This window comes from Alicyclobacillus acidocaldarius subsp. acidocaldarius DSM 446, assembly GCF_000024285.1.
Taxonomy (GTDB): domain Bacteria; phylum Bacillota; class Bacilli; order Alicyclobacillales; family Alicyclobacillaceae; genus Alicyclobacillus; species Alicyclobacillus acidocaldarius.
The window spans coordinates 2589207-2601171 of record NC_013205.1 but is presented as its reverse complement, the minus strand read 5'-3'; the positions used below and the strand labels follow the sequence as shown (position 1 = coordinate 2601171).

General features: G+C 61.4%; 9 protein-coding genes. 7 read left to right on the top strand and 2 right to left on the bottom strand.

All coding sequences use genetic code 11. The features are described from left to right. The first annotated feature begins 220 nt into the window (after window positions 1-220). Both AACI_RS12490 and AACI_RS12485 read left to right on the top strand, forming a co-directional pair. Window positions 221-1843: an L-lactate permease gene (locus AACI_RS12490; RefSeq protein WP_012811775.1), complete on the top strand. Its 1623-nt coding sequence runs from the start codon at window positions 221-223 to the stop codon at window positions 1841-1843. Window positions 1844-1960: 117 nt separating this feature from the next. Continuing rightward, window positions 1961-2902, top strand: coding sequence for an alpha/beta hydrolase (locus tag AACI_RS12485; RefSeq protein ID WP_041708239.1), 942 nt, complete (start codon window positions 1961-1963; stop codon window positions 2900-2902). Between the two features lie 24 nt (window positions 2903-2926). Here AACI_RS12485 and AACI_RS12480 read toward each other — a convergent pair whose 3' ends face one another. Continuing rightward, complete coding sequence (locus tag AACI_RS12480) at window positions 2927-4162, bottom strand: MFS transporter (protein WP_012811773.1); 1236 nt, start codon at window positions 4160-4162, stop codon at window positions 2927-2929. A 132-nt stretch (window positions 4163-4294) separates the two neighbouring features. Here AACI_RS12480 and AACI_RS12475 point away from each other — a divergent pair, with 132 nt between their 5' ends. Then, window positions 4295-5668, top strand: a complete 1374-nt coding sequence (locus tag AACI_RS12475) for an FAD-binding oxidoreductase (protein WP_012811772.1) — start codon at window positions 4295-4297, stop codon at window positions 5666-5668. On the opposite strand, the gene AACI_RS12470 is transcribed toward AACI_RS12475, so the two are convergent. Further along, window positions 5634-6968, bottom strand: coding sequence for a sigma-54-dependent Fis family transcriptional regulator (locus AACI_RS12470; RefSeq protein WP_012811771.1), 1335 nt, complete (start codon window positions 6966-6968; stop codon window positions 5634-5636). The two genes, AACI_RS12475 and AACI_RS12470, sit on opposite strands and share 35 nt — an antisense overlap. A gap of 157 nt (window positions 6969-7125) precedes the next feature. Between AACI_RS12470 and AACI_RS12465 the strand changes: the two genes are divergently transcribed. The 4 genes from AACI_RS12465 to AACI_RS17310 all read left to right on the top strand — a co-directional run bounded on the left by AACI_RS12465 (window position 7126) and on the right by AACI_RS17310 (window position 11919). Continuing rightward, window positions 7126-8049, top strand: a complete 924-nt coding sequence (locus AACI_RS12465) for a proline dehydrogenase family protein (RefSeq protein ID WP_012811770.1) — start codon at window positions 7126-7128, stop codon at window positions 8047-8049. Window positions 8050-8062: 13 nt separating this feature from the next. Then, complete coding sequence (locus AACI_RS12460; RefSeq protein WP_012811769.1) at window positions 8063-9457, top strand: amino acid permease; 1395 nt, start codon at window positions 8063-8065, stop codon at window positions 9455-9457. 152 nt (window positions 9458-9609) lie between these two features. Continuing rightward, entirely contained in the window at window positions 9610-10995 is a 1386-nt protein-coding gene (locus AACI_RS12455; RefSeq protein WP_012811768.1) for an APC family permease, read from the top strand. A gap of 45 nt (window positions 10996-11040) precedes the next feature. Then, window positions 11041-11919, top strand: coding sequence for a proline iminopeptidase-family hydrolase (locus AACI_RS17310; protein ID WP_012811767.1), 879 nt, complete (start codon window positions 11041-11043; stop codon window positions 11917-11919). Window positions 11920-11965 lie beyond the last annotated feature (46 nt).

Sequence of the window (11965 nt, the reverse complement as noted above, 5' to 3'; positions counted from 1 at the left end):
ATGGCTCATCCAGCCGTTGGTGGGCGGATTCCGGGATGCAGAATCTTTTGAAAGGACGCGCATACCCCGTTCTCAGGCGCGCAAGCCCCGGACTACAATGACCTCAAAGGCGGGGAGTTGGCACCCCTGGGACAAGGGAGGGACGCCCACCACCAGTGAAGCAGCGTTAGACCTAGGACGAATCGCTTGAACCCTGAAGGCCGTGGATGGAGGGAAGCCTGTGTTTCATCAACTGTTGACGCCCATCGGGCATTCGACGGGCCTCTCGTTTTTGGTTGGCATCATTCCCATTGTCATCGTGCTCGTGTTGCTCGGCCTCGTGCGCGCACCCGCCTGGATAGCGGCCCTGTCGGGGCTCGTGGCTGGTCTGATTGAAGCCGTCGCTGGATGGCAGATGCCCTTTCATCTGGCGCTCGACTCGGTCGCCGAGGGCATGGTGTTCGCACTTTGGCCCATCATGTGGATTGTGTGGAACGCCATGTGGCTCTATAACTTGAGCCAGCGGACGGGCGCGTTCGCGCAGTTCCGCGATTGGATGTACCGCTACGCGACGGAGGACCGCCGCATCCAGATGCTCATCATCGCGTTCAGCTTCGGCGCGCTGATGGAAGGCATCTCGGGCTTCGGCACGCCGGTCGCCATCGCGTCGGCGCTCTTGGTTGGGCTGGGCTTTCCGGTGCTCGAGGCGGTCACGTACGCGCTCATCTTCGACACCGCGCCCGTCGCGTTTGGCGCGCTGGGCGTACCCATCGTGACGCTCGGGTCCGTCACGAACCTCAATGTAAGCGCTTTATCGTCGATGGTCGGGCGTCAGTTGCCCATCTTCGCGTTCATCCTACCGTTTTACGTGATTGTGGTGATGGGCGGGTGGAAGGCGCTCCGGGGCGCTTGGCCCGTCGCGCTCGTCGGCGGACTGTCGTACGCCCTGACGCAATTCGCCGTGGCGAACTTCATCGGCCCGGCGCTGCCGGATGTCCTGGCCGCGCTCGTCTCGCTGGTTTGCATCGTGCTGTTCACGCGGATGTGGCGCCCGAAGGACACGGACCAATTTCGTTCGTTCGCCCACACGGGGGCGTACCGCGAGATGGCCGCTGCGTCCGAAGCGCCGGCTGCAGGACTGTGGCGCGGCTGGGTGCCGTGGCTCACGGTGACGGGCGTCGTGATCGTCTGGACGTTTTTGAAAATCGCGGAGATTGGCCAGCGAAAGGTGCATTGGCCGGGGCTCGACAAGCAGGTATTCCTCACGCTCTACAACAAGCCGTACGAGGCGGTGTGGACGTTCCAGCCACTTGCCACGGGCACGGCCATCCTCGTCGCGGTGATTCTCACGGCCATCTTCTTGCGCGCAGGCTGGAAGACGTTCTGGCTCGCCGCGGCCGACACGTGGAAGCAACTCACGTTCCCTATCCTGACAGTCATGTTCATCCTCGGGCTCGCCTATCTGTACAACTACTCGGGTATGGCGTACACACTCGGCGTGGCCGTGGCGGCGCTCGGGAGCTGGTTCCCGTTCTTCTCCGGGTTCCTCGGCTGGATCGCGTGCTTTTTGTCCGGTTCAGACACGTCGTCCAACGCGCTCTTCGGCAATCTGCAGGTGGTGGCGGCCAATCGCTTGCACCTGAATCCCATCCTGATGGCGGCGACCAACTCCTCGGGCGCCGTGATGAGCAAGATGATCTCGCCGCAAAACGTCACGACAGGCGTATCGACCGGCGAGTTGCGCGGCAAGGAGGGGCTTGTCATCCGCCGCACGTTCTGGCACAGCATCGTGCTCACGGTCATCCTGGGCGTCCTCGTGGTGTTGCAGGCGCACGCGTGGAGCGGCATGGTGCCGAAACCGTGACGCGGCGCGAGTGGGGGCGGCGTCAGCTTCCGGCTGGCGCCGCCGTCGTGTGGACGGGATCGCAGGAGGAACGGGATGTGCGTCGAAGAAAGATGGCAACGAAGGGGGGATGAGGGCGTGACGGAGACATGGACGCTGGATGCGCCGGATGGCGTGCGGATTTACGGGCGCACGTGGGCGCCTGAACATCGAGGCGAACCGCGAGTCTGCGTGCAAATCGCGCATGGCATGGCCGAGCACATCGAGCGATACAGCGATTTCGCGCAATTTCTTGCCTTGCGCGGCTGCGCCGTCTACGGGCACGATCACCGTGGCCACGGGCAGACGGGCGAGGCCATGGGGATGCTGGGCCACTTTGGCGATCGCGACGGGTTTCAGCGCGTGATCGACGACATGGCGCGGGTCACGTCGCGCATCGAGGCGGAGCACCCGGGCGTGCCCATCGTCCTGTTGGGTCACAGCATGGGATCCTGGCTTTCGCTCGCCTACATGGAGCAGCACGGCGCGAGGCTTGCTGGCGCGGTTTTGTCGGGCGCTGGTTTCGTGGGCCGCGTGGAACTGGCGGCGGGGCTGTATCTCGCGCGGCGAGAGGCGGCGCGGCTCGGGGCGAGATCGCCGAGCGAGCGGCTGTACAAGATGACGTTTGGCAACTTCAACAAGCCATTTCAGCCCAACCGCACGCCGCTTGACTGGCTGTCGCGGGATGAGGCGGTGGTGGACGCATACATCGCGGATCCGCGCTGCGGGCAGATGCACACCTGCGGCTTCTTTATCGATTATTTCGGCGGCGTGCGAGAGTTGCAGCGTGCCGAGAACCTGCGCCGCATTCCGAGCGACCTGCCTGTGCTCATCATCGCCGGCTCGCGCGATCCGGTGGGGAAGATGGGCAAGGGCGTCGAGCGGCTCGCGAAGGCGCTCGCGGCGGCGGGGGTTCGCGACGTGACCGTCAAGCTGTACCCAGGGGCGCGGCATGAGGTGCTCAACGAGACGAATCGCGCCGAGGTGTATCAGGACGTGTGGCACTGGCTGGAACGCCTTTTGCGGGCATGGAAACGGTGAGGGCCGCCACCGCGGCCCTCGCGTTTACTCCAGCGCCTCTCCTTTGGACTCCCTCCATAGGAGCGCCACCCCAATCACGAGGATGGACGCTATGGCGACCGAGTACGTCATGGCATGAGCGAGGCCGCCCACGGAAGGCGCGATGGACGACACAATGAGCGGCACCACCGCGCCGCCAAGCGCTGCGCCGATGTGGTACGTGGTGCCTTGCCCCGTGGATCGCACGGCGGTCGGGAAGTGCTCCGCAAGGTACGTCGGGATGACCGACCACACCCCGCCGATAGAGAAAAAGCCGATGAGGAACGTGAAGACGTCCCGGTAACCCGCGCTCTGGATGTGCAGAAAGACGACGGACGTGATCGCCGTGCCGATGGCGGACAGGATCAGCGTCCACTTGCGCCCAATCCAATCCGACACCAAGCCCCCGAGGATGTTGCCCAGAATGCCTGCGACATTCAGGATGATGATGGTATTCGCCACGACGGCGGGGGAAAAATGGCCGGTCTGCTTGAGCAACGTCGCGTAAAACGTGTTGATGGGATACGTCACGCTGAACGCGATGATGGCCACAATGGCCGCGTGCACGGTGTTCCACGCGCGGCCGCGGACAAACAGCTCGCCCACCGGGATGCCCCGCTGTTCGTTCGTGCGCGCTTCGCGCCAGCGATCCGACTCTGGCAGGGCCATCGCGATGAAGATACCGACGATGACGGCGGGGATGCACGCGATGAAAAAGAGCGCGTGCCAGCCGAGGTGGCTGTACCAGAGCCGGTAGATGATGGCGGCGAAAATGTAGCCGAACGAAAAACCGGACTGCAAAAGACCGGACGCAAAGCCGCGCCAGCGGGGCGGGATCATCTCCATGAGCATCGGCGTGCCGCTCGCGTACATGGAGCCCATGCCGAGGCCGTAAAGGATCCGCACGATCATGAGCAGCGTGAAGCCGAGCGAGAAGCCCGTCAGGCATTCGAACACGCTGAACCAGAAGATAGAGAAGACCAGGCTGAACTTGCGCCCCTTCGCGTCGCTCAGGAGACCCCCGAGAAATCCGCCGCCGAGCCGGGCGAACGTGGTCGCTGACGAGACGGAGGCCGCGAGCGTGAGTGCGACGTGGTAGTCCTTCATGATGTCGAGGATGACGAACGTGAGAAGGGAAAAGTCCATGGCGTCAAAGGCCCAGGCGAGGGCGATGGAGATGAGCGCCCGGAGCGGGGCCTTCGGCTTCGCCGCGTCGGGCGAAGGCGCGTACGCGGTTGACATACGGGTCACCTCGCTTTAGAATCAGAACAGGCTGACATGTATCCCTTTTCATCCTATATGACCTTTACGCGGCGCGTAAGCCCCTGGGACAGGCGCCATGCGCGCAGGCGTGCGACAGAAATGGAGGCCCGGATGATGACCATCCCTTGGGAGACGTTGAAAGAGGAGCTCGGCGACAAGCTCAGCTTCGGCGAGAGCGTTCGCCGATCGCACGCGAAGGACGAATCGTATCACCCGGAGCACCTGCCGGACGCCGTGGCCTATCCGGAGGAGACGGCGGATGTCGTGGCACTTGCGCGGTTTTCGCATGCGCACGGGGTGCCGCTCGTCGCTTACGGCGCCGGATCGGGCCTCGAGGGCCAGGTCATCCCCGTGCGCGGCGGCATCTCGGTCGACTTTTCGCGGATGAACCGCGTGCTCGAGATCCGGCCGGACGACTTCCTCGTCTGCGTCGAGCCCGGCGTCACGCGCCAGCAGTTGAACGACGCCCTGCGCCCGTACGGCCTCATGTTTCCGGTCGATCCCGGCGCCAACGCGTCCTTGGGCGGCATGGCGGCGACGAACGCGAGCGGCACGACGGCGGTGCGGTATGGCCCGATGAAGGCGAACGTGCGGAAGCTCGAGGTGGTGCTCGCGGATGGGCGCGTGATCGAGGTGGGAACGCTCGCCGCCAAATCCAGCTCCGGCTATAATCTCGTCGAACTCTTCGTGGGCTCGGAAGGCACGCTAGGCTTGTTCACGAAGCTCTGGCTCCGCGTCTACGGTGTGCCCGAGGCGACGCTCGCCGCCTCCGCGGAGTTTGCGACGGTCCGCGAGGCGGTGGACGCCGTGTGCATGCTCATCGGCAGCGGGCTCCAGCTCACGCGTTGCGAACTTGTGACAAAGCCGTACATCGAGATCATCAACCGCCAGTTTGACACGTCCTACACGCCCGCGCCGACCCTGTTCCTCGAGCTGTCGGGCTCTCAGGCCGCGGTGCAGGCCGACATGGGGACGGTCGACGAGATCCTGCGCGACGCCGGCGCAGCCCGCGTCTCCGTCGTCATGGATGAGCGCGAACGCCAGAAGCTTTGGCACGCGCGGCACAACGCGGCGTATGCGCTCATGCGGACCTACCCAGGGCTGTCGCACCTCTCGACGGACGTGTGCGTGCCCATGTCGAAGCTGCCCGAGGCAGTCGACGTGGCGGAGACGTGGATCGAGCGGCTCGGGATCCGCGGGGGCATCGTGGGGCACGTCGGCGACGGCAACTTCCACGTCAGCCTGATGGTCAACCCGAGCGACCCGGACGATCTCGGCCGCGCCTACGAGCTCTCGCACCACCTGGTCGAGTACGCGCTGTCCGTCGGCGGCACGTGCACGGGCGAGCACGGCGTCGGGCTCGGCAAGATGAAGTATCAGAAGCAGGAGCACGGCGAGGCGCTCGCCCTGATGCAGGCGGTGAAGCGGCTGTTCGATCCGGCCGACATGCTCAACCCCGGGAAGCTGGTCGACGGGATCGCGTGACGTCATCCATGCCGTGCTGCTTCAGCTTGTAGTAGAGCGCCGCCCTCGAGATGCCGAGCAACTGGGCGGCGCGCGATTTGTTTCCGCCGGATTCCTCGAGCGCCTCGCGGATGCGCGCGCGCTCCAACTCCTTCGATTGATCGGCCAGCGGCACGCGGCGCCGCGCCGGCTTCAGGTGCAGGGCCCGCACCGCCTCGGGCAGATGCTCAGGCCGCACTTCGCCCTCCGCCATCGACAGCGTCCTCCGCGCCGCCTGCACAATCTCCTCGATATTTCCAGGCCATGCATAGGCTTGGATCAATCCAGCCGCCTCCTCCGACACGCGCGGTGGGATGGCCCCTCGCTCCTTGGCCCAACGCGTGAGCCAGAAGTGGAACAGAAGCAGGCTTTCGTCTCGCCGCTCGGCGATGGGCGGGAGTTCGACCATCGGGAGCGCGCGGGCAAGGGCCGGATCGACCGCGTCCGCCGTGGGCGCGGTGGCGAGGATGCGGCACCGGAGGGGAAGGTCCCGATGGCCGCCGAGCGGCCGAAACCAATGCTCCTCGATGGCCGCGGCGAGTTTCGCCTGCACCGCGCTTGGCATGAGGTGCGCGTCCTGAAGCAGGAGCGTGCCGCCGGCGGCTCGCTCGATCCATCCTTCGCGACGAGCTTCAGGAGACAAGACGAGCGATCCGTCCGCACCAAAGAGCGCGACGTCCATCAGGGCCGCGGCGCGAGGCTCGGCGCGCACGGCGAGAAACGGACCCTGGAGCCGAAGCAGGCGATGGGATGCTTCCGCGACGGTGCGCTTGCCCGTGCCGCGGGCGCCGACCACGAGCGCGTGCCTCGGCCTGCCTGGGGCGGTCAGGGTGTTGAGGACGCGATCGACCGTCTGCGTCCGCAGCATGTCGCCTTGCGCCTGGACCAGATGGCGCGCGTTCTCCTCTCCCATGCGGACGAGCACAGTCATGTCCCGCTCGACGGCGATGGCGCCGGCAATCTCTCCATGTTCGTCTTGCACCGGCGCCGCGGAGATGAGGACGTGCACGTCGGGGCGCGGGCGGTGGTACGCATGGTCGATGTGCGCGCCGGTGGTGAGGACGCTGTGCACGGCGAGGGATTCGAGGGCGAAGAAGTCGGTGATGGGGCGCCCGACGATGTCCTCCGCGGGGATCCCGTACAGCGCCTCGGCCGCTCGGTTCCATGCGACGACGGTCCCGGCGCGATCGACCACGGTCACCGCGTCATCCACGACGTCGAGCAGCGCGCGCAGGACGATGTCGGATTGAAGGTCGGATGTCCGCGCGATCTCGCCCGGCATTCACATCTCCTCCAGAGGTGATAATTGGAACATATTGCGCTTTCATTACGCATGTGTCTACAATAGAGACACATCACGAACTTATTGTCAAGTTTTTAGACACATTGTGCATGTGTCCAGACAGCGAGCGTTCGCAACATGGAGGAGGGGGATGCACATGGAGCAACTGATGCGCGACACATTGCTTTGGTTGTCCCGAAACCGCCGCGCGGAACGATGGGCGCGCCGCTTCGGCTTCCGGCTCGGCGCGGGACGCTTTGTCCCGGGAGAGTCCCTGGAGGACGCCGTGCGCGCCGTCGAGCAGCTGCATCGGCGCGGGCTCGCCGCCACGCTGGATCACCTCGGAGAGTTCGTCGACCGCGCGGAGGAGGCTCGTCAGGCCGCCGATTTCTGCGTGCGCACGCTCGAGCGATTCGCCGATCTTCCGTACGACGTGTATCTCTCGGTTAAACTGACGCAGTTGGGGCTCGACATCGATGAGGATCTGTGCATGGAGAACATGCGCAAGATTGTGGCACGGGCGCGTGAAACGGGGCGCTTTGTCCGGATCGACATGGAGGACTATGCACACAACGAAGTGACGCTCGCCATCTATCGCAAGCTGCACGCGGAGTTCGGGACGGAGCACATCGGGACCGTGATCCAGGCGTATTTGTACAAGAGCGCCGATGACATCCGGGCACTCGCGCCGCTCAAGCCCAATCTCCGCCTTGTCAAGGGTGCGTACAAGGAGCCGTCCTCCGTGGCGTATCCGGAGAAGCGGGACGTGGATGAAAATTACAAGCGAATCATCGAGCTTCAACTGCAATCGGGCGGCAAGACGGCCATCGCAACCCATGACGAGGCCATCATCGCATGGGCGAAGGACCGAGTGCACGAACTTCGGATTCCCGATGACCAGTGGGAGTTTCAGATGCTGTACGGGATTCGCCCGCAGCTTCAGGAGTCGCTCGCCCGCGAGGGGTACAAGGTCCGCATCTATGTGCCGTTCGGCGAGGATTGGTACGGCTACTTCATGCGCCGTCTCGCGGAGCGCCCGGCGAACGTCGGCTTTGTCCTGAAATCGCTCGTCAAGGCGTAAGGGGGAATTGGGGATGGGAACGAAGGGAGAAGTCAAGGCGGGCCTTGAGCGCGCCTCTCTTCGCCAGGCGCTTCGCATGCGTCATATGACGATGATCTCGCTCGGCGGTGTGATTGGCGCGGGGCTGTTTGTCGGCAGCGGCGCGGTCATTCAAACCACCGGACCGGCGGCGGTGGTGTCGTACGCGCTGGCGGGGTTTCTCGTCATCCTCATCATGCGCATGTTGGGCGAGATGGCGACGGCGCGGCCGGCGGTCGGGTCATTCGCGGAGTACGGCCGGATGGCGCTGGGCGAGTGGGCCGGCTTTCTGATGGGCTGGCTGTACTGGTATTTCTGGGTCATTGTCGTGGCGGTGGAGGCCACGGCGGGTGCGCTGACGCTCCACAACTGGCTGTTTCCCGGCGTGCCGCTGTGGGTCTTGTCTCTCATCCTGCTCCTGCTTCTGACGCTATCGAATCTATTGTCCGTTCGGTCCTACGGAGAATTCGAGTACTGGTTCGCCTTTATTAAGGTTGCCGCCATCGTCGTCTTCATCGTGTTGGCGGGGCTGTTTGTGCTGGGGTTGTGGCCGGGATCGCACCTCAACTTCTCGAATCTGACGGCGCACGGCGGCTTCGCGCCGAAGGGCGTGGGAGCGCTGTTCGCCGACGTCACGACGCTCATCTTCTCCTTCTTCGGTTCGGAGATTGTGACCATCGCGGCGGCCGAGTCAAAGGAGCCCGCCAAGGCGGTGGCGCGGGCGACCAACTCCGTCATCTGGCGCGTGCTCGTGTTCTACGTGCTGTCCATCTTCCTGATTGTCACCATGATCCCTTGGAACGACAGCAAAGCGCTCGCGAGCCCGTACGTCAGCGCGCTCAGCCTGTTGCACATCCCGGGCGTGGCGGCCGCGATGAATGTGGTGGTGATCACGGCAGTCCTGTCCTGCTTGAACTCCGGGCTGTACACGGCTTCGCGCATGCTGTTTGCGCTGGCGTATCAGGGGAACGCGCCGAAGGCGTTGCTCCGCACGAACCGGCGCGGCGTACCGGCTCGAGCCATCCTGTTCTGCACCATCGTCGGTTATCTGTCCATTATCATGGATTACGTGTCGCCGCAGCACGTGTTCCTGTTCCTGCTGAACTCGTCCGGCGCCGTGGGACTTTTCATCTATCTGCTCATCGCCTGCTCCGAACTCGTGATGCGCCGGCGCATGGAGCGGGAGGGCGAGGAACTCAAGGTGCGCATGTGGCTGTTCCCGTTCCTGACGTATCTCTGCATCGCGGCCATGACCGCCGTGATTGTGGCCATGGCGTTCCAGCCGGGCGACCTTTCGCAGTTGGTGCTGGGCCTGGTGAGCGTGGCGGTGCTGCTGGTGGTGTACGCGGTGAAACGGTGGTATACAGAGAACTCTAGGCGCGTCATATGATATCAACCTGATACAGTAATTGTCTGTGCGTCCCGTGCGCTGCGGTGTGCATCGCATGGGACGATATTACTATATCGAAAGTTCGGTCTTATGTGATTATATTGGTTCTGAATATGAATAGTATGGCACGTGTGCAGCGAGGAGGCGTTTATATGGGTACAGCGCTGAAGAAGAACGAAATTTCGACGATCGAGGCCATGGCGATATCGGTTGCCATTATGGCACCGACTGCTGCTATGGCGCTGAACGGTGCGTTGGTCGCGGGTACTGCAGGCACTGCCGTTCCTCTAACGTTTCTGTTGGCAACCATCACAATTGGTTTAGTGTCATATGCATTCATACAGTTTAATCGAATCGTGCCGAGCAGTGGGTCGGTGTATGCATTCACAGCATTAACGTTAGGGCCCCGCGTAGGCTTTCTCTCGGGATGGGCACTGTTGTTCACATACCTAGTTTTCACGGCGGCATCATGCGCCGAAGTCGGTGCCTTTCTTCAATCATCTCTACAATTAGTCGGTTTGCACATTGGTTGGTTTCTGCCTTCTATACTCTCATTAGCATGTATCGTCATTCTATCATTGTTCGATGTGCGAGTTGGTGCACGTGTTATGCTGATCTTTGAAGGCATATCAATATGCCTGATAGTTATCCTTAGTGCAGCCGTACTGTTACACGGTGGAGCCGACCATCATCTCAGCCTTGTACCGTTTACAATGCGCAACACAACACTGTCGTCAGTGGCACTGGCATCGGTATTTGCATTCCTTTCGTTTGCTGGATTCGAAGGAGCGTCAAGCCTGGGTGAGGAAACGAGGGATCCCAAAAAAGCGCTACCTTTGGCAATTGGCTCTGCTGTGTTTCTCACAGGAGGCTTCTACCTGCTTTCAAGCTATGCGCAGACCGTCGGTTTTGGGCTTTCGGCGAACGATGTTCGTGAATTCGCTCAGTCGTCAGCACCACTCGGCATTCTTGCAGAGCGGTACATTTCGCACGGATTTGCAGCGATACTCATGCTCGGAGCCACGCTGTCAGCGTTTTCTTCGGCACTTGGCACAGCGACCACTGGATCACGGCTGTTGTATTCAATGGGTAAGAGCGGTCTTCTGACTCAGAAGCTAAGCCGTGTTCATCCGCATTTTGGTTCGCCCTATGTTTCTCTCATCGTCGTTGGCGCCATTGCGTTGGGGCAACTATACATTCTTAAGAATCTTCCTGGAACTACGGTTTTTGGTTATCTGGGTTCCCTGGGAGTACTGTCGCTACTTCTTGCGTATCTTTCTACGAACATTGGGTATCTTGTGTTTTCATACAAACGCTCTAGTTTGTCTGCGTCGTCTTCAATTCCTGCTTTAGCGGCTATAGCGCTGATCTACATTCTTTATGCCAACGTATATCCGGTCCCACCGTACCCCTTGAATTTCTTTCCTTACATTGTGATTGCTTGGCTTTTCATAGGCATTGGATTGATGTTCGTCATTCGGGACTGCTCTCACAAAGTCAAGCTGTGGATTCAGGAAGAGTACCATTATGACATTTGATTTAATATTCAAATCTTCTTACTGGAAGGTTGCTGATCAACAGTGATGCAAGGGTTCATACAGGTGCCGGGGGGCAGAGTCGCATATTGGCTTTATGGAGAAGACACTCCCGGTGTTCCGCTTCTTTGTGTTCACGGCGGGCCTGGCATGCCTCATGATTACCTCGAACCTCTGACACAGCTATGCCAAGATCGACCGATTGTATTTTACGATCAGCTTGGGTGCGGCGCGTCTGATCCAATTGAGGATGTGAGCAAGCTAACGGTATCTCATTTCGTCCAAGAATTAGAGGTTGTAAGGCGCGAGCTAGGTCTTCAAAAATTCCATCTGTTAGGACATTCTTGGGGAGGCTGGCTCGCTCTTCAGTACGTAGTGGATTACAAGCCGCGGATTCGCTCTCTCTCCATTTGCGGTTCTCCCGCCAGTTCCGAGGAATTTGTTTTGGGGTGTGACGAGTTGAAATGCCAACTGCCGGGGTGGATGCAAGACGCGATTTTGGAATGCGAGCACCAGGAGGACTTTCGAGATCCCTCGTATGTTGCGGCGACGAACGAGTTCTACAGACGCCATTTCTGTAGGCTAGAGCCTTGGCCTGAACCTGTCAAGCGTTCAATGGACAATCTGAATCTCGACATCTATCTACACATGTGGGGCCCCAGCGAGTTTGGCCCGGTGACCGGTGTGCTGAGGGACTGGTCCATAGAAGGTAGGCTAGCCGAAATCAGTGTTCCGTCGTTTATTGCCTGTGGCGTCTGGGACGAGGCGAGACCTAAATACATGTCAAAGTTCTGCGCGAACCTATCAGGTCCAGTGGAGTTTCACATTTTCGAGAATAGCTCTCATCTGCCATTTTGGGAGGATCGCGATGCTTTTCACAGAGCACTGCGTGCGTTCCTTCGCAAGTACGACAAAACGACGGTGTAGGCGGGTGGATGAGTGGCCATCTTGCACAACGACAGCCTGCAAACGA

Coding starts and splice junctions, on each gene's coding strand:
- AACI_RS17310 (WP_012811767.1), top strand. CDS start 11,041: ATGCAAGGGTTCATACAGGTGCCGGGGGGCAGAGTCGCATATTGGCTT.
- AACI_RS12465 (WP_012811770.1), top strand. CDS start 7,126: ATGGAGCAACTGATGCGCGACACATTGCTTTGGTTGTCCCGAAACCGC.
- AACI_RS12470 (WP_012811771.1), bottom strand. CDS start 6,968: ATGCCGGGCGAGATCGCGCGGACATCCGACCTTCAATCCGACATCGTC.
- AACI_RS12475 (WP_012811772.1), top strand. CDS start 4,295: ATGATGACCATCCCTTGGGAGACGTTGAAAGAGGAGCTCGGCGACAAG.
- AACI_RS12480 (WP_012811773.1), bottom strand. CDS start 4,162: ATGTCAACCGCGTACGCGCCTTCGCCCGACGCGGCGAAGCCGAAGGCC.
- AACI_RS12455 (WP_012811768.1), top strand. CDS start 9,610: ATGGGTACAGCGCTGAAGAAGAACGAAATTTCGACGATCGAGGCCATG.
- AACI_RS12460 (WP_012811769.1), top strand. CDS start 8,063: ATGGGAACGAAGGGAGAAGTCAAGGCGGGCCTTGAGCGCGCCTCTCTT.